The sequence below is a fragment of the Mycobacterium tuberculosis complex sp. N0072 genome (assembly GCF_030323725.1).
GTDB lineage: Bacteria > Actinomycetota > Actinomycetes > Mycobacteriales > Mycobacteriaceae > Mycobacterium > Mycobacterium tuberculosis.
The window spans coordinates 2,004,858-2,021,847 of the sequence record NZ_CP040689.1 but is presented as its reverse complement, the minus strand read 5'-3'; the positions used below and the strand labels follow the sequence as shown (position 1 = coordinate 2,021,847).

The window sequence follows — 16,990 nt, the reverse complement described above, 5'->3', positions numbered from 1 at the left end:
AACCTCACTCGTCACCGAAGCTTTCCCACAGGTCCGCCAAGAACCCCGCCAGGTGGTTCATCTCCTGCGCGCAGTACACCAGCAGATTACGCGCGGTCGATTCCGAGACGCCGATTAGCTTCGACGCGATGGGACGCACCGCCTTGGACGCGACCTCGGGTGCCTTGCGCACCGCGATGTGCGGTCCGCCCATCCAAAACCGTGACCGCATCTCGGACCCGCCCGGCGTCGATCGGACCTGATGGACGAACCAGCCCGCATCCACCGGGGCGTCAGCAGAGCCCAACCGCGCACAGATCGACACCGTATCGTCGCTGTCGTCGGGCAGACCCATGGCCGCCGGCTCGACGAATTGTATTGCGGCACCCAGTTTCGTCGAGCCGATGTACTCGCTGATCATCGACCAGCGGCCGACGTAACGCTGCGCGCCCCGACGGCCGGCCCCGCTGTCCTGGTCGCCGTCCTTCCACCGCGCCGATAGATGGGCCCGCGGGTGCCACAGCTTGTAGCGGCGGGTGTCGCTGCCGTGCCAGCCGAACCACCATGCCCACATCGCGGGAGTGACCCCGGGCATGTCGGTGCGCACGGATACCTGCATGCTGCCGTCGCCGAGAATCCCGTAGCCGTTCTCGGTCTGCTGATAGCCCTCATCAACGATGCTCGCGGCGTCGTCGAAGGCGAGCAACGCCATCCCGGCCTGGGGGCCATGCTGCAACGCCACCACGACATGCTGTGGCAGCGGGGCCATCTCGGGTTTGAAGAACTTGCCGAACGGCGTGTCCGCGTCGTCGTTGCGGTAGCCCAGGTACAGATCGCTGGCCATCAGATTCTTCCCATCCAACTGTTGAACAAACCGTCGGGGTCGTATTCGGCGCGCACCCGGTCGAGCTTGGCCATGGCCGCGTCGCTGGCGAAGCGCGCCGGACGCGCACCGAGGTTCTCGTCGGCGAGCTGGATGCCGACCGCCAGATGCGACATCGCGGCCATGTGGGACCGCGCCCAGTCGGCGTACTTCGCCTCGTCGGCCGGATCCTTCCAGGAGCCGTAGAGCGCCAAGTAGATGTCGGCTTCGATGCTATAGGCCATGTCTTGACGGGGAGGGCATGGACCCCAGTTCAGCCAGAGGAAGTGCGCCGGATGCGGGGGCAGCGTGTCCAGGATTGAGCGGATACCCGGCAGCAGGTCCTCAGCGGACGCCGACGTCCACATATTGTCCACCGCGTAGTGATGGTCTGACAGGTAGTGGGTCATCGCGACGTCATACCAGGCAGGCAAATCGGTTGGCATATAAGGGACTTTGACCAGTGCCTGCTCGACAACCGGGCTGGTGCCGAACAGGGCGAGGGCCTGTTCGGCCTCTTCGGGCGAGTCAGCGAAAGCGGGCGAGGCAAGGGAGATGACGGGGACGTCGATGCCCATGCTCGGTTCACCGCGGGAGGCAAGGGCTTGCAGCTCGACCCGAGGGTCGACTTCGGCGCTGACCGCGCGGGCCCAGGTAAAGACCTCGTCGGCAAGGTCGAATGGGTAGACATAGACGCTGGTGCCACAGGTGGCCGGCCTCGGATACAGCTTCAGGTAAAACGAGGTGACGACGCCAAAAAAGCCCGGACCGGCGCCGCGGGCGGCCCAGTACAGATCGGCGTGATTGTCTGCGTCGCAATGGATCTGCGCGCCGTCGGCGGTGATGACGTCCAGGCCAATCACGCTCTCGCACGCCGGGCCGTAGATCCGGCTGTTCCAGCCGTATCCGCCCTGCAGCAGATAACCTCCGAGACAGACTCCCCTGCAGTGGCCACCCGGGAAGAACAGGCCCTGCGCCTCCAGTTCGGCCATGAGCACGCTGCCGCCCTTCCCTGGACCGACGACCGCGCGGCCCTTATCGGCGTCGATGGAGGCGTGGTCTATCCGGCTCACGTCGAGCAGCACAGCGCCATCGCGCAGATGGCTGGCGGCAAAACTGTGCCCACCGGACACGACGCTCACCTTATGGCCATTGACCGTGGCGTAGCGGATGGCGCTGACAATGTCGTCAGCACTGACAGCCTGAACGATCACCTCGGGGTAGCGATCCGGTACGCGCCGATGCCACACGGTGCCGCGGCGAGCCGCCTCGTACCCGTCACTGCCCCGGAAGAAGTGCCGCCCGGCCGGTAGCGCCCTCATAGCAAAACTCCTGGTCCGTATTTCGAATCATTGTGATCCGTATTTCGGTTCACTATATTGCAGTTGTGCCGCCTACGGAAGGAAAGTCGACAACGAATCGCGACGAAGGCATCCAGGTGCTCCGTCGCGCCGTCGCCGCGCTGGACGAAATAGCTGCCGAACCGGGACACCTGCGCCTAGTCGATCTCTGCGAGCGGCTGGGGCTGGCCAAATCGACGACTCGACGCTTGCTGGTCGGCCTGGTCGAGGTGGGGCTGGTTAGTGTCGATTCGCACGGCCGCTTCGCACTGGGCGAGCGTTTGCTGGGATTCGGAAGTGTCACCGGAGCCCACATAGCCGCGGCGTTCCGGCCGACCGTCGAGCGAGTTGCCCGCGCGACCGACGGCGAAACGGTCGACCTGTCGGTACTGCGCGGCCAGCGAATGTGGTTTGTCGACCAGATCGAATCGTCTTACCGGCTGCGTGCGGTCTCAGCCGTCGGGCTCCGCTTCCCGTTGAACGGAACCGCGAATGGAAAAGCGGCGCTGGCTGCTCTCGACGACGCCGACGCCGAGGCCGCGCTCTGCCGTCTGGATCCCATGGTGGCCGAAGGTCTACGGCGCGAGATCGTCGAGATCCGGCGCACCGGTATCGCTTTCGACCGCAACGAGCACACCCCAGGGATATCCGCGGCTGCGATCGCACGACGCGCCCTGGGCGACAACGTGATCGCGATCTCGGTGCCGGCGCCCACCGCACGATTTCTGGAAAAAGAGCAGCGCATAATCGCCGCGTTGCGCGCCGCCGCGGACTCGCCGGACTGGACTCGCTGATTGGGCTCCTGGATTCGAAGCCGATCCGTTTAGCTGGCGGCGGTGCTTCCCCACACCACCGCCAAGCTGGCATTACGCCGCCGCATGCGCAAAAAGCTGACCCCACTCCCGCCGAGCCGCCGACTGGGCATCGACGAAGCTCCGGCATGGCGTGCTTCCCTCGACCGCCAAATGCACTAGTGCCCAAGCTATTTCGAAGACCGGCAATCTGTGCCGTTGAGCGGCGTTGTGCAACTCGTCGAACGCGGTCTCTGCGGGGCACCGCCGAAGAGCGATGAGGATACCCCGGGCGGTGTCGAGAACGCGGCCAGAGTTCGAGCCGCTCGAGATTGCAGCGGGCCCTCGATTCGCCGTCATGGGTTGGCTACCTCCTGTTGAACCCAACCGATATCCGCCAACTCAGGCGGACGAATCCGTGAACGCGCACGCTTGGTTCGCGACGGTGGCTCCCAACGCGCATGCTGCCATGATTTGTGCATCGTGCCCGTTACGCCATACCACCGCTGATATCGGTACGCGGTTGTGACCGTGTCGATATCGGCCGAACACCACGAGGGTTCGTTGATTCGTTGTCAGGGACCGAGAACGCGCCGGGTGTAGTCGTTGAGAAACACCCGGTCCGGATCGAGGCGATCGCGAACCGCGGCGAACCGATCCCACTGCGGATAGCGCTCACGAAGCGTGGCGGCGGTCTGATAGTGACGTTTACCCCAGTGTGGCCGACCGGCGTAGTCGTCCATGATCTCCTCGACGGCGCGGAAGTAGCTTTCGAACTCCATACCGGCGTATTGATGAACCGCGATGTAGCAAGTGTCGCGCCCATATGCGGTCGACAGGAAGGAATCGTCGGGGGCGGAGAATCGCACCTCAATCGGAAACATGATCGGCAAGCTGCGACGGCGCACAAGGTCGATGACACGCTGGAGCGCCTCGCGCCCGTTTTCACGCGGGATCGCGTACTCCATCTCGGTGAACCTGACCTTGCGTTGGGTCGCAAAGACCTTGTAGGCGCGGTCTTGCACGGTGGAGGACGACATCATGTTCGTCATCAGGCGGTTCAGTCGCGGCGCCACACTAGGAAAACGACGGCCGGTCTGGCAGATCAGGCTCAATCCCCCGTTCTCGAAGTTCTCGCCGACCATGCGCTGCCACCCGGGCGTGGGTTTGGGCTGCTCGTCACTGCGATGCATGGTGCGCGTCAACGCCTTATCTGCGTAAGGGAATACGAAAAACTCGAAATGGTCATTACCGTCCACGAACTCGTCGAGGCGCTCCAGCGTCTGCGCCAGCGAGCGTCGCTGATCATGGCGATGCAACGTGAATAGCGGAACCGTCTGCAGGGTGACCTGTGAGATCACTCCTAGCGCGCCGAGGGAAACCCGTGCCGCCAGGTAATCGTCACCTTCGGACAGACTGAGCACTTCCCCGCCCGCGGTGACCAGCCGCAGCGAAACGATCCGCGCCGACAGATTCTGGAAACGCACCCCGGTTCCGTGCGTCGCGGTCGCGGTCGCGCCGGTGATGGATTGGGGATCCACGTCACCCTGGTTCTCCAGGCCGAGCCGTCGTTGCGCCAATTGGGGTCCCAGCGCACGTAGCTTTGCGCCCCCCTCGACCGTCACCAGGCCAGTCGGCTGGTCCACGTCGAGGACCCGCTGCAGGCCGGTCATGTCGATCATGACCCCGTCCGTGCAGGCGATGTCGGTAAACGAATGCCCGCTGCCAACCGCGCGTACCCGCTCGCCTCTTTTCGCCGCCTGCGCGATCACGTCGGCCAGCTCAGCCTCCGAGGTCGGCCGTACGATCGCCGACGGCGCGCAGACTTGCTCACCAGGCCAATTACTCCATATCGGGCTCATCGGGCCAGCTCCCTGATCACGGATTCGGCGACGGTGACGGCGTGGGACACCGTCTCATAGCAGAGATTCTCAGGTGTATCGGACATCAGGTGGTAATTGGCCACCGACTTGTGCCGGTTGATCGACACAAAGCACGCGGTCGGGTAGCCGGCGCGGCTCATCAACACCGCGTCGGTACTGTTGCGCGACCGGATGCCGCGCCGCAGCGGCGCGTCGGCGCGCTCGGCCGCCCGGATGACCAGATCCCGGAATGGCCGATAGAAGTAGTCCTCCATGACCGTCGGGCCCTCGCCCTCGAGCATGATGAGCTCGGGTGAGCCGATGGTGTCGAAGTTCAGGAAGTATGTGCGGTCGCGGTCCAGCTCGGGTTTGTGTCGCGCCAGGAACCCGTAGATCCCGCCCTGCAACGTTTCCTCGGCCCCCAGGGACACGAGCAACACTCGCACGCCCTTCACCGGCCGCTCGCGCAGCCGCTCGGCCAGCGCGACCAGCAGCGCAACCGCGGAGAGATTGTCGTTGGCACCGGGGACGACCGGACTGCGCGCGATGTCGGCGAACAAAGCGGCGGCCAGGGCGCTACCCACCGTTCCGGCGATCATCATCGGCCGGCTGCCGCGCAGGGCGCCGACACCGGCGAGTGCGGGCGCGAGGATCGGCCCCCACCAGTTCGGCAGCTGCGTGTCGATGCGCTCCACAATCCCGGGAAACAGCTCGACCATTACCTCCTCAATATGAGCCTCGAAAAACTTGCCGCTGTGCGCGGCGTCGTGGTGAGCGCACACAACAACTGTTAGCTGACCAGCAGGATCACCGGCCTCGGCTACCGCGTTCCATGTCGTCCGGGGCGTCTCCGTTCGTTTGCGCACAATGCGCGGCCCGTTGGCGCAATCGTCGGCGATTGCCAGCCCCGCACCCACCCCGGCCAGCGCGGCGGGGATGCGCAAACGTCTGCTGAGCAGGCCCGCGACGCCGGCCGCCACCCCGATCACCGACAGCTTGAGGTGCAGCCTCGGGTAGCCGTCGAGGTACTGCTCCTCCTCGATGCGCGCGTCCTGCGCGCCCGCCGTGCGCAGGCGCTCGACGATCCACTCGGCCGCCTTGTGCTCACCCGGCTCGCCCGCGGCACGCTCAATGGGTGCGAGCGTCTCGACTACCTCGCGCATGGCCGCCAACTCGGTCGGCAGGGCGGTGATCGGTGTCATGGCAGCTCCTCTTCGCGCGCCTTGAATTGGGCCACCGGGCCGCCCCGCATCTGCCGGGTGAGCCGGGTGGGCCTCGTCCATTTCAGCATTAGAGGAAGGTGCGCCCTTCACCCCGGTAGGTGGGGACGGTGTCGACTACTTCAGCGCCACGGACCAGATGCAGATGGTCGAACCGCTCACACAGCTCACCGGCCTTGGTGTGGCGGAAGTAGACCTTGTCGCCAAGCTTCAGCCGTCGGGCTGCATCACCGGATAGCGGTGTCTGAACTTCGCCCGTTCCCTCCAGCGCATTGAGCTTCAGCCCGACCGGCAGGTAGGGAGTCGGCATGCGGTCCTTCGCCCCGACCCCGCTGGCTAAATAGCCACCCCCGAGCGCGGTCACGGTCTTTGCACCGGGACGACGGCATACCGGCAGCGCGAACATCGCCGCGGGCTGCAGCGTGAACGTCGAATACGAGTCGAACAGTGTCGGCGCGTAAAAACCCGAGCCGGCGGTCGCTTCGGTAATCAACGGCTCCTGCGCAACCAGCTGCAAGTCGCCGGTGCCACCGGCGTTGACGATCTTGATGTCGGCGACCTCGCGCACCAGCTCGACGGCCCGGGCACGACGCTCGCGCAGCTCTTCGAACGACATGCGCTGCATCCGACGGATGATCGCGTTGTGGACCCGCTTGCCGGCGACGTTGTCACCGAGGCCCGCAATGTGGGCCTCGTAGCACATCAACGCCGCCAACGTTAGCGCCGGCCGCCGCGCGATCTCCACCGCGAGTGCGCGAGCCTGCTCCGGGGTGTGCAGCGGCGAGCGCTTGGAACCAATTTTTATCCGCCCGCCGGCGCGCCAATAGCCGGCATCGAAATCCAGACACAGCCGTACCGGCTTGTCGGTCGTGCGCTCGATCAGGTCAAGGTGCTCCACGCTGTCCACCATCACGATCGGCGCCCCGTCCGGGTCCTTGGCCGTCAGCTCGCCAAGCGCACGCAATGCCGCCCGGTCGGTCGGCGGGTAGGCCAACAACAGGTTCGAGAAACCTTGGCCGGCAAGCCACAGCGTCTCGGTAAGCGTGAACGTCAATAGCCCGTCGAATCGCTCACTGGCATCAAGGATTTCGCGTTGCAGTGGTCGGCAACGCAGCGACTTCGACGCCACCCGGATCGGCTTGTCGCCGGCGCGCGCAAGCAGTTGATCGGCATTGCCCCACATCGCGTCGAGATCTACGAACGCAAACGGTGCATCGTAGTCAGCGAACGCCTCCTCGTAACGCTGCAGTCGGCCCTGCGCATCCAGCCTCATCGGCCCGTCCGAACGTTGCTCACGAGCAGCCACCTCATGCACGCCGCCACCCTACTGAACCTAGCCAACTCTTACAGCCGCTTTTCCCGGCCCCACCCACGGATCGGGAACCAATCTCGTAGATGTGTGCGGTCTGCTGTCGACCTGGCCAATTGATGTGCAGATTGCCCATAGGGGGTTGGCCTGGGTTGGGGCGCTCACGGCCCGGGCATCCCATTTTGGCCGAATAGCAACCCGCCCGAGCCACCGGCACCGCCAGCAGCCCCACCGGTACCTGCCCCACCGTTGCCGCCGTTGCCGACCAGCAGCGCGTTTCCGCCATTGCCACCGGCGCCGATGCCACCGGGGGCACCGCTCCCGCCAGCCCCGCCGTTGCCAAACAGAACCGCGCCGAAGCCGCCGGCTCCGCCGGCACCGATGCCGCCGGCGCCGCCGGCCCCGCCCGCCCCGCCGTTGCCGAACAGCAGTGCCGCGTTGCCACCCGCACCGCCGTTGCCGACGCTGCCCGCCCCGCCGGCGCCACCGCTCCCGCCGGTGCCACCGTTGCCCCACACCAACCCGCCGTCGCCGCCGTTTCCACCGGCGGCGTAGAGCGTCCCGCCGACGCTGGTGGCACCGCCATTACCGCCCATGCCACCCACACCCAACAGCAGCCCGGCGCGACCGCCATTGCCGCCTGTGCCACCCACCGGGGCGACGTCGGGCGGCACCACGGTCGTGGTGCCAGCGCCTATACCACCGCCGCTACCACCCATGCCACCCGTGCCAAACAGCTGGGCGATGCCCCCCGCACCGCCGAAACCGCCGGAGCCGGCAAAGCCCACCGTCGCGCCAGTACCACCGTCACCACCCGGTCCGCCATTGCCGCCGGCCCCCCCGGTGCCGTACAACAGACCCCCGGGACTGCCGGCGCCACCCAGACCACCGACGCCGCCGTTACCACCCACCACAGCGCCGGGAGATCCGGTGCCGCCGGCCCCGCCGTTACCGCCGCCCCCACCGTTACCGATCAAGCCAACAGCGCCGCCATCACCGCCGGCCCCGCCGTGGCCGCCGAAGCTCTCGGTGTCGCCGGTGCCGGCTCCGCCGGCAGCGCCTGCCCCGCCGGCTCCCGCGTTGCCAAACAACAAGCCGCTCTGCCCGCCGTTGCCGCCCTGACCGCCGAAGCCGCCCACCCCCTGGACGGTGCCATCGGTCGGCCCGCCCAAGCCACCGGCACCGCCGACGCCGCCGGAGCCGAAGGCAAGCGCGCTCGCCCCGCCGGAGCCACCAGGCCCGCCGACACCGCCGGCCGGGAGGATGCCCATCGAGGGGCCGGTGCTCGGTGCCACCCCGCCCATCCCGCCGTTCCCACCGGCGCCGCCGAAACCGTAGAACAACCCGGCGCCGCCGCCGTTCCCGCCGGCGCCACCGGTGGTGCCCACCCCGCCCACGAGCGGAGCCGGACCGCCGTTCCCACCGGCCCCGCCGGCACCGCCATTGCCCCACAGCAAACCGCCGCTTCCCCCGGCGCCCCCGTTGAAGCCGTTGCGGCCGGCAGTGGTGGCGTTCCCGCCGGCTCCGCCGGATCCGCCATTGCCCCACAGCCCAGCATTCCCGCCATTGCCACCGGCCTGGTTGACCCCGCCGGACCCACCGTTGCCGCCGTTGCCGTACAGAATCCCGCCGTCGCCGCCGTTCTGGCCCGTACCCGGCAGCCCGTTGGCGCCGTTGCCGATCAGCGGACGCCCCAACAGCGCCTGGGTGGGCGCATTGATCAGGTTGAGCAGATCTTGCTGAACCGATTGCGCGGTTGCCGCCTCAGCGACGGCGTAGGAGTTACCGCCGGCGGCGAGGGCCCGGACAAACTGTTCATGAAACATCGCCGCCTGGGCACTCAACGCTTGATATGCCCGAGCATGCGCTCCGAACAACGCGGCTATGGCCGCCGATACCTCGTCGCCGCCGGCTGCGACCAGTGCCGTGGTCGGTGCCGCCGCGGCCGCGTTGGCTGCACTAATCGACGAACCGATGTTCGCCAAATCTGTTGCCGCCGCTGCGACCAACTCCGGCACCACGACGAGATAGGACATCAGGGACCTCCCGCCTCATGGAAACCCGGCGGGCGCCCGGTCACCATTGAACCCTCGGCAAAGGCTATCGCCATCGCGCCAACACGCCCCGCATTTCCGCGTGACCTACCATGCGTTTCGCCAGTCCGCCTCGGAACGTTTCAGCCCGGGTCAGCGCGGTCCGCTCGGTGGCCGCGACGACTAGGACGGCGTTGTGTCAGCGAATTCGCAAAATGCCGCGTAGGCACGAGCACCGTGGATGGTGGCCGGTCCACCGTGCATCAAGATGGTGACCCCGATGGCCTCAGCGGCTTCTTGCGCTGTAGCGCCGGCCCGTACCGCGGCTTGGGCGTGTGATGCGACGCAGCCATCGCACCCCTGCACAACCGCGATCGCCAGCGCCACAAGCTCCTTGACCTTGCGGCTGAGAGCGCCGTCGGTAAGCGCGGCGTCGCCCAGGGCTACAAATCGCTGGTACACCTGGGGAATCTGGTGACGTAGAGCGCGGTGTTGGGGCAGCAGGTCGTCGAGGACCTGGTGATGACGTGGCTGGTCCGACATGGCGTCCAATATACCCCTATGGGTATACACGGACGGCGGCCTTGGTTATTGATGGCTTCGGGCCCATTCAAGCGAGCGCCAGGAACAGCTTTTCTAGCTCAGCTGCACTCAGCGGTGCCGCGCCGCTGGCCGTGGCCCCGGACACGCATTCCTTCAACCCTGCCGCAACGATCTTGAATCCGGCGCGGTCGAGTGCGCGCGATACCGCGGCGAGCTGGGTGACCACGTCCCGGCAGTCGCGGCCCTGCTCGATCATCGAAATCACCCCGGCAAGCTGTCCCTGAGCACGGCGTAACCTGTTGAGAACCGCGGCGATGCTGTCTTGATCACCAATCACATGCACCCTCTATCTCGTTGAAGTGGCACCGCCATAGTACCCAGGGGGGTATTGGATGGCTGCACGAAAACAATGCACGATTGGATCTCCTACCGCCGGCCATGCCAGGGCGCATCCGACTGGCCGGAAAACACAGTCATAGTCTCAAGTTCGCCTACGCACGGCGCACCGCGACAACTACTCGGTCTACGGGATTAACAAGATGCACCAGGCCATGAAACGCAAGGGTTGGCACCTCGGCAGAGAACAAACCCGCCCGTTGATGCGCAAGGCCGGGCTGTGCGGCGTGCAACGGCCGTGTTCACCACCGTCACCGACGTAGCCGACCACGGCCGGCTGATCTGGTAAACCGGCAATTCAAGGCAGTAAGCCCAACCGGTTGTGGGTCGCCGACATCACGTTCGTGCGGACCTGGCAGGGGTTCTGCTACACCGCGTTCGTCACCGACGTGTGCACCCGAAAGATCGTCGTTTGGGCCGTCTCGGCGACGATGCGCACCGAAGATCTGCCCGTACAAGTATTCAATCATGCTGTTTGGCAATCAAATTCAGATCTTTCTGAGTTGGTGCATCATTCCGACCCCGGATCGCAGTAACTATCGCTGACCTATACCGACCGACTGGCTGAGCTCGGGATCGCCCCTTCGGTCGGGTCTCGTGGCGACTGTTATGACAACGCCCTCGCGGTCAACGTCGCCTCCAAGTCCGAGTTGATCAACCGCGGCAGACCCTGGCGGTGCATCGACGACGTCAAACTGGCAACCGCCGAATGGCTGGCTGGTACAACCAGGAATGCCTGCACGAAGCCCTAGGCTACCGGAGTCCAGGCCGAGTACGAGGCCGCCCTCACCGGCACCTCACACCCCGCGAGCCAGCCAACCCCGGCCCTCGCACCGACTAGGAACAAAGCCTGGGATAGTTCAGGTGGCCATCGTGGGCATCGTGAGGACCGTTTCGGGGGGCGAGTGCGGTGCGGATCGTGTGGTTTTGGTGTTGTTGGATCGCGCTGGATCGAGCGCCGTAGTTGGGGCCGTGGTGGGGCCGGGTTAACTGCATTGACGGTTGTGGTTGTTGAGTGGTCGGCGGCTGAGCAGGCGGTGTTGGATCGTGGGGTGCCCGTACCGGCGGAGCCGAGCATCTCTTTGCGGGGTGATGACGGCACGGCCCCGGGCGTGGATTCGGGTTGGCCGGAGTTGTCAGACCCTGCTGCGATGATGAACTCATGTCCTCGACCGCGACGTCTGGCGCAGCGGTAGTCAGTCCTGCCGAGCGTGTGGAGGTGTTGTTTGAGGAGTTGGCGGAGTTGGCCGGTCAGCGCAATGCGATTGATGGGCGCATTGTGGAGATCGTGGCTGAGCTGGATCGCGACGGGTTGTGGGGTGTGACGGGGGCGCGGTCGGTGGCGGGGTTGGTGGCCTGGAAGATGGGCTGCTCGTCGGGCAACGCCCACACGATCGCCACGGTGGCGCGGCGGTTGCCGGAGTTTCCGCGCTGCGCCCGGGGTATGCGGGAGGGGCGGTTGTCGTTGGATCAGGTTGGGGTGATCGCGGGGCGGGCGGGTGAGGGTTCGGATGCGCATTATGCGCAGTTGGCCGGGGTTGCCACGGTGAATCAGTTGCGGACCGCGCTCAAGTTGGAACCGCGACCCGAACCCGAACCGGATTTTCGGCCGGATCCGCGGCCCTCGATCACCAGGAGCGCCGATGAGCAGTTCAGTTGTTGGCGAATCAAGCTTCCGCACGTGGAGGCGGCGAAGTTCGATGCGGCGTTGCAGTCTCATCTGGATGCGTTGATCGCCGAGTACAAGCGTGATCACGACAACAGCGACGGTGTGTCGGATCAGCGGCCCCCGTTGCCGGGCAATGTTGAGGCGTTTCTGCGTCTGGTTGAGGCCGGCTGGGACGCCGAGGTGGCTCGTCGGCCACATGGGCAGCACACCACCGTGGTGATGCATCTAGACGTGCAGGAGCGTGCCGCTGGCCTGCACCTGGGTCCGCTGCTCAGCGAGTCCGAACGCCGATATCTGCTCTGTGATGCCACCTTTGAGGCCTGGTTTGAACGTGACGGGCAGGTCATTGGCTGCGGTCGAACGACTCGTCAGATCAATCGTCGGTTGCGTCGTGCGCTTGAGCATCGCGACCGCACGTGTGTGGTTCCCGGTTGTGGGGCCACCCGGGGTTTGCACGCCCACCACATCCGACATTGGCAGGACGGTGGGGCCACCGAGCTGGCCAACCTGGTGCTGGTGTGCCCGTATCACCACCGGGCACACCATCGGGGCCTGATCACCATTACCGGACCGGCAGACAACCTCACCGTCGCCGACAGCGCGGGCCGACCTTTGAGCGCGGGATCGTTGGCGCGGGCGTCGACGAAGCCGCCGCCGGCGGTAGCGCCGTGGCCTGGGCCCACCGGCGAGCGCGCCGACTGGTGGTGGTATGAACCCTTCCAGCCGCAACCACCACCGATAAGCAACTAGGCCCGGCAGCGGGTCCCGCTCGGTACCTGTACCCTGCAGTAACGCTTAAACGGTTTGGGGCATCAAGGATTTCGTTCGTGCTACCCGCTGGTAGCGCCCACCCGCTACCCGACGGCCTGCGCACGCCACCATCAAGATCCGCGGCGGCGCTACGCACGAATTGGGGCCGGGCATTTGCCTGCTCGGCTCGGGTTCGGCACTGGGCTGGATCATCGACCACGCCACCACCGACGAAACTCACCATCACACGCTGTTCACAGACCCGATGCCCCCGACGGCTAAGAACGCCGCCTGTCCCCTCGGGCCGCACTGATGGACGGTGGTTGGGATGTCCGCGGTGTGGCGGTTGATCCCCAGCCGAAGTTCGGCGATCCTCAACGGGCCGACATTGATGATCAGCCGAAGAAGGAGTGGATGTGCCGGGGCTGGGACAAATCGCACTGAACAGTGCGCCCATTTTTGGTGGCGCCATGCTTGCCATTGCGGCCGGGCAATTCAAAGGCCCCGACTTTCGAGCGCTGATCAGGCAGGATATGGACCTGCTCGATCGGCTCCCGGCGGATGCCACCAAAAGGCGCGCCAACCTACAGCGCACAATCGATGCCCGCATTGACGACCTGATCGATGCAGCCGATAAGAGTCACGCACTGCGCAAGGCGGCGATGTCCTACCGGGGCAATTGGCGAGACATCGTGCTACTTGTCTGCGTGCTGTTGTTCACGATCATCTGGTGGAATGTCAATCACGGCCGGGCCAACTGGTTGCCGACCTTTGTCCTGTTGATCCTGTTGGCGGCGGTGACTGCCGTCTACGCACTACGCGGCGCGTTACGCGCTGCCACCTCACTCATGCGCGGCCGGCGCGGTGCCGACCGGTAGCGTCGACTCCCCGGCGCGACTGCCAGACAACAGCGTTGCCGGCGCCAAGACGCCGCCGATGCCCTGGGGACGCTGATGGCAGACGCTGCATGGTTTGCGCGTCGTACGCTGACACACACCACAGGAAGGACGCACAACGATGCAATCAAGCTCGCTCGATCCAGTAGCCAGCGAACGGCTGTCGCACGCTGAGAAGTCATTCACGTCCGACTTGTCGATCAACGAGTTCGCATTGCTGCATGGGGCCGGGTTTGAGCCCATCGAGCTGGTCATGGGTGTCTCGGTCTATCACGTCGGCTTCCAATTCAGCGGCATGAGGCAGCAACAGGAACTGGGTGTCCTCACCGAGGCGACATACCGGGCGCGCTGGAATGCGATGGCGCGCATGCAGGCCGAAGCCGATGCCCTCAAAGCGGACGGGATCGTCGGTGTCCGGCTCAACTGGCGCCACCATGGGGAGGGCGGGGAACACCTTGAGTTCATGGCGGTCGGTACCGCAGTGCGATACACCGCCAAGCCCGGAGCATTTCGGCGTCCCAACGGCCAAGCATTCTCCAGTCATCTATCCGGCCAGGACATGGTGACGCTGCTGCGATCCGGGTTTGCGCCGGTGGCGTTCGTGATGGGCAATTGCGTATTCCACATCGCCGTGCAGGGATTCATGCAAACGCTTCGCCAGATCGGCCGCAACATGGAGATGCCACAGTGGACGCAAGGCAACTACCAAGCGCGTGAGCTGGCAATGTCACGCATGCAGAGCGAGGCCGAGCGAGACGGCGCAACCGGCGTGGTGGGCGTGCACTTCGCCATCTCGAACTACGCGTGGGGAGTGCACACGGTGGAGTTCTACACCGCGGGAACCGCCGTGCGCCGCACCGGCAGCGGGGAAACGATCACACCGTCATTCGTCCTGCCGATGGACAGCTGATGTCTGATTTCGATACCGAGCGAGTGAGCCGCGCCGTCGCGGCCGCGCTCGTCGGTCCCGGCGGTGTCGCGTTGGTGGTCAAAGTGTTCGCCGGACTTCCGGGAGTGATTCATACCCCCGCACGACGTGGCTTTTTTCGGTCTAATCCCGAGCGAATCCAGATCGGTGACTGGCGTTACGAGGTCGCCCACGACGGCCGGCTGCTCGCTGCCCACATGGTGAACGGCATCGTCATCGCCGAGGACGCCCTCATCGCCGAGGCCGTGGGTCCGCACCTTGCTCGCGCGCTTGGGCAGATCGTCAGCCGATACGGCGCCACAGTGATCCCGAACATCAACGCAGCCATCGAAGTTCTGGGCACCGGCACCGACTACCGGTTCTGAACGTACGACTCAGGAGTCCTGGTGGTTGCTGCCTTCCGGCTGGTCATCACTGCACTCCAGCAGCTCTTTGAGCGCCTCGGGAAACCCGTCTGCCACGCCCCACAGGTCCGGCAGCAGGTCGGGGCAGGAGACAATGCCGACACCCAGTTCCCCGTTGAGGGACATGACGGTGATGTTGAGGCCCGCGTTGCCAAGGAGGGGGCCGAGGGGAAACATCGAGTCCATTCGGCAACCCAGAAAGTACAACTGGGCCTGGGGTCCGGGCACATTCGACAGGATCAGATTGTAGGCAGGGCTATGCGTTATCGAAATGTGCGGCAAGATCCGCATGGCCGCTCCGAACATCGTCGAGCCGCCGAACTGAATCCAGTCGTGCAGCAGGGTGGGGCCGATGGCCGCGGCGTGGTCTTTAGCGACGGTGTTTCCGGCGGCGATGGTGCGGATGCGCTGGGCGGGGTCGCTGATCTGGCTCGGTACCCGACAGAACATCCAGGTGGCCTGGTTGCGCCCGGGTCGGTCCGACTTGTCGTGTACCGAAACCGGCACGGTGGCCACCAACGGGGCCTCGGGCAGCACGCCGTGCTCGAGTAGGAAGCGCCGTAGCGCTCCGGCACACAACGCCACCACCACATCGTTGATGGTCACCCCAAACCGGTCCTTGACACGCTTGACGTCGCGCATGTCGAGCTGTGTATACGCGATGTTGCGCAGCCGACCGAGGGGGCCGTTGAACGGAGTCGGTGGGGCCGAAAACGGGGCGGCCATGGTACGGCCCTCACGGGCACGCAGCAATGTGCGCACCAATGTGAGCACTGTCGCCGGTACCACCGTCGCCAGCCGCACTGGCCGCGACGCGAACCCCACCAGCCCACTCGCAGCTATCTGCAGCACATTGCCGCCACCGGTGCCCCGGACAGGTTGCGGTGCCGGCGCATCGGGCTGCAGGCTGCACAGGTGGGACAGCAGGTTCGCACCGGCGACACCGTCGACCACGGCGTGGTGGACCTTGAGCATCACCGCCACGGTGTCGCTACGGGCACCGCCTTCGATGACCCACATCTCCCACAGCGGGCGGTCACGGTCCAGCGGCAACCCGGCGATGTACCCACAGATCTCGGCCAGCTCGCGACGCCCTCCGGGCGCGGGCATAGCGACCCGGCGCAGGTGGTGCCGGATCTGAAAATTGTCGTCGTCCACCCACACGGGGTGATCCAGGTTAAGCTCGGTATCGGCGAGCTTCATCCGAAATTCGGGCGCCGCCTTGACATACTTCTCCAACGCGGCATGAAACCGGCCGTACGTGTAGCCGCCCGGCATCGTCGAGGTGTCCAACTCCAAGACGCAGCACACGTTCAGCGGCTGCGACGGTGTCTCCATATAGAGGAAGAAAGCATCGAGTCCGCTTAGTCGCTCCATAGCCGCCCACCCGGGACTGATCGGTTCAGAAATCCCCAACCCCGCCAAAAAGTTTAGGCACGCATTGCACGCGAATCTAGCCCCGGCGCAGCCCCTCGGCATCACATGTCGGTGACCGTGCCATTGCGGGGGCCTTCGCAACGGGTGACAGCGGCGCGAAAGTCTGGGGTGCCCAGACGCCGGTGGCACCGGCAGGCTGCTATTCGAGGAGAACGGGCTGAACCGCGTGGCGTCCCGAAGTGGTGCTAACGCGGCTTGAGGACGAGAACCAGGCCATCAGACCTAAGTGGTCTTGGCCGGGAGTTCGATGACGAATTCGTCAATACCGATTTGGCGGCTCACACCGACCAAGCCTGATACGGCCGTCGCGGCGATGCCTGCCCAGCGGCGACAGATCAAGGCGCGCAGGAAACGTTGTCGCCGGTGGCCGACCAACCCCACAGGGACCCGTGTGACAGCTGTGACGGTTGCCGACGTGCCCAAGCTACCAATGTGAAGCACGCAGCGTGTGACCACCGAGTGATTGTCAGGTCATTTGACAGCGGGTATGAGTCGGGCTGGAACACCGGTTGGGTCGCCTGCCCGCCCATACGCTGATTGGCACCGATTCACCCGGCGCCGAGGCTTCCTG

17 protein-coding genes are annotated in these 16,990 nt (G+C 65.6%); 7 read left to right on the top strand and 10 right to left on the bottom strand.

All coding sequences use genetic code 11. The annotated features are described in order from the left end of the window. Positions 1-4: 4 nt before the first annotated feature. Both FF952_RS09405 and FF952_RS09400 read right to left on the bottom strand, forming a co-directional pair. Positions 5-823 carry a DAPG hydrolase family protein gene (locus FF952_RS09405; RefSeq protein WP_003408760.1) on the bottom strand — a complete coding sequence of 273 codons (819 nt, stop codon included), beginning with the start codon at positions 821-823 and terminating at the stop codon, positions 5-7. Further along, entirely contained in the window at positions 823-2,163 is a 1,341-nt protein-coding gene (locus tag FF952_RS09400; RefSeq protein WP_003904702.1) for an FAD-binding oxidoreductase, read from the bottom strand. Before FF952_RS09400 ends, FF952_RS09405 begins: the two co-directional genes overlap by 1 nt. Positions 2,164-2,228: 65 nt before the next feature. Between FF952_RS09400 and FF952_RS09395 the strand changes: the two genes are divergently transcribed. After that, complete coding sequence (locus tag FF952_RS09395) at positions 2,229-2,975, top strand: IclR family transcriptional regulator (protein WP_003408754.1); 747 nt, start codon at positions 2,229-2,231, stop codon at positions 2,973-2,975. A gap of 72 nt (positions 2,976-3,047) precedes the next feature. Here the strand turns inward: FF952_RS09395 and FF952_RS09390 are convergent, their stop codons facing one another. The 7 genes from FF952_RS09390 to FF952_RS09360 all read right to left on the bottom strand — a co-directional run bounded on the left by FF952_RS09390 (position 3,048) and on the right by FF952_RS09360 (position 10,276). Next, the gene (locus tag FF952_RS09390; protein ID WP_003408753.1) at positions 3,048-3,359 is read right to left on the bottom strand and encodes an ANTAR domain-containing protein; all 312 of its coding nucleotides are present in this window, start codon (positions 3,357-3,359) and stop codon (positions 3,048-3,050) included. A 188-nt stretch (positions 3,360-3,547) separates the two neighbouring features. Continuing rightward, entirely contained in the window at positions 3,548-4,834 is a 1,287-nt protein-coding gene (locus tag FF952_RS09385; RefSeq protein WP_003408749.1) for an L-gulono-1,4-lactone dehydrogenase, read from the bottom strand. Continuing rightward, positions 4,831-6,036, bottom strand: coding sequence for a M28 family metallopeptidase (locus FF952_RS09380; protein ID WP_003911655.1), 1,206 nt, complete (start codon positions 6,034-6,036; stop codon positions 4,831-4,833). The genes FF952_RS09385 and FF952_RS09380 overlap by 4 nt, the downstream gene beginning before the upstream one ends. Positions 6,037-6,124: 88 nt before the next feature. After that, the gene (locus tag FF952_RS09375; protein WP_003904700.1) at positions 6,125-7,369 is read right to left on the bottom strand and encodes an amino acid deaminase/aldolase; all 1,245 of its coding nucleotides are present in this window, start codon (positions 7,367-7,369) and stop codon (positions 6,125-6,127) included. Between the two features lie 155 nt (positions 7,370-7,524). Continuing rightward, the gene (locus FF952_RS09370; protein ID WP_003408745.1) at positions 7,525-9,399 is read right to left on the bottom strand and encodes a PE family protein; all 1,875 of its coding nucleotides are present in this window, start codon (positions 9,397-9,399) and stop codon (positions 7,525-7,527) included. Between the two features lie 180 nt (positions 9,400-9,579). After that, positions 9,580-9,939 (bottom strand): carboxymuconolactone decarboxylase family protein, encoded by a 360-nt coding sequence (locus FF952_RS09365; RefSeq protein WP_003408743.1) that lies wholly within the window; start codon positions 9,937-9,939, stop codon positions 9,580-9,582. Between the two features lie 67 nt (positions 9,940-10,006). Next, entirely contained in the window at positions 10,007-10,276 is a 270-nt protein-coding gene (locus FF952_RS09360; protein ID WP_003899012.1) for a metal-sensitive transcriptional regulator, read from the bottom strand. A 202-nt stretch (positions 10,277-10,478) separates the two neighbouring features. Between FF952_RS09360 and FF952_RS20780 the strand changes: the two genes are divergently transcribed. The 6 genes from FF952_RS20780 (at position 10,479) to FF952_RS09340 (ending at position 14,943) form a co-directional block, all read left to right on the top strand. After that, a complete protein-coding gene (locus FF952_RS20780) occupies positions 10,479-10,598 on the top strand; it encodes a hypothetical protein (protein ID WP_021083427.1) in 120 nt (39 codons plus the stop codon). Positions 10,599-10,631: 33 nt separating this feature from the next. Then, on the top strand, positions 10,632-10,871 hold the full coding sequence (locus tag FF952_RS20775) for a DDE-type integrase/transposase/recombinase (RefSeq protein WP_077365248.1): 240 nt from the start codon (positions 10,632-10,634) through the stop codon (positions 10,869-10,871). 626 nt (positions 10,872-11,497) lie between these two features. Then, positions 11,498-12,754, top strand: coding sequence for an HNH endonuclease signature motif containing protein (locus FF952_RS09355; protein WP_003902247.1), 1,257 nt, complete (start codon positions 11,498-11,500; stop codon positions 12,752-12,754). A 410-nt stretch (positions 12,755-13,164) separates the two neighbouring features. Beyond that, positions 13,165-13,632 carry a hypothetical protein gene (locus FF952_RS09350; protein WP_003899010.1) on the top strand — a complete coding sequence of 156 codons (468 nt, stop codon included), beginning with the start codon at positions 13,165-13,167 and terminating at the stop codon, positions 13,630-13,632. Between the two features lie 139 nt (positions 13,633-13,771). Beyond that, entirely contained in the window at positions 13,772-14,560 is a 789-nt protein-coding gene (locus tag FF952_RS09345) for a heavy metal-binding domain-containing protein (protein WP_003899009.1), read from the top strand. Next, a complete protein-coding gene (locus FF952_RS09340; RefSeq protein ID WP_003899008.1) occupies positions 14,560-14,943 on the top strand; it encodes a DUF5073 family protein in 384 nt (127 codons plus the stop codon). Before FF952_RS09345 ends, FF952_RS09340 begins: the two co-directional genes overlap by 1 nt. A 9-nt stretch (positions 14,944-14,952) precedes the next feature. Here the strand turns inward: FF952_RS09340 and FF952_RS09335 are convergent, their stop codons facing one another. Then, positions 14,953-16,359, bottom strand: a complete 1,407-nt coding sequence (locus tag FF952_RS09335; RefSeq protein ID WP_020621419.1) for a WS/DGAT/MGAT family O-acyltransferase — start codon at positions 16,357-16,359, stop codon at positions 14,953-14,955. Positions 16,360-16,990: the final 631 nt, after the last annotated feature.

Coding starts and splice junctions, on each gene's coding strand:
- FF952_RS09400 (WP_003904702.1), bottom strand. CDS start 2,163: ATGAGGGCGCTACCGGCCGGGCGGCACTTCTTCCGGGGCAGTGACGGG.
- FF952_RS09340 (WP_003899008.1), top strand. CDS start 14,560: ATGTCTGATTTCGATACCGAGCGAGTGAGCCGCGCCGTCGCGGCCGCG.
- FF952_RS09355 (WP_003902247.1), top strand. CDS start 11,498: ATGTCCTCGACCGCGACGTCTGGCGCAGCGGTAGTCAGTCCTGCCGAG.
- FF952_RS09345 (WP_003899009.1), top strand. CDS start 13,772: ATGCAATCAAGCTCGCTCGATCCAGTAGCCAGCGAACGGCTGTCGCAC.
- FF952_RS09380 (WP_003911655.1), bottom strand. CDS start 6,036: ATGACACCGATCACCGCCCTGCCGACCGAGTTGGCGGCCATGCGCGAG.
- FF952_RS09370 (WP_003408745.1), bottom strand. CDS start 9,399: ATGTCCTATCTCGTCGTGGTGCCGGAGTTGGTCGCAGCGGCGGCAACA.
- FF952_RS09365 (WP_003408743.1), bottom strand. CDS start 9,939: ATGTCGGACCAGCCACGTCATCACCAGGTCCTCGACGACCTGCTGCCC.
- FF952_RS09385 (WP_003408749.1), bottom strand. CDS start 4,834: ATGAGCCCGATATGGAGTAATTGGCCTGGTGAGCAAGTCTGCGCGCCG.
- FF952_RS09335 (WP_020621419.1), bottom strand. CDS start 16,359: ATGGAGCGACTAAGCGGACTCGATGCTTTCTTCCTCTATATGGAGACA.
- FF952_RS20780 (WP_021083427.1), top strand. CDS start 10,479: ATGCACCAGGCCATGAAACGCAAGGGTTGGCACCTCGGCAGAGAACAA.
- FF952_RS09405 (WP_003408760.1), bottom strand. CDS start 823: ATGGCCAGCGATCTGTACCTGGGCTACCGCAACGACGACGCGGACACG.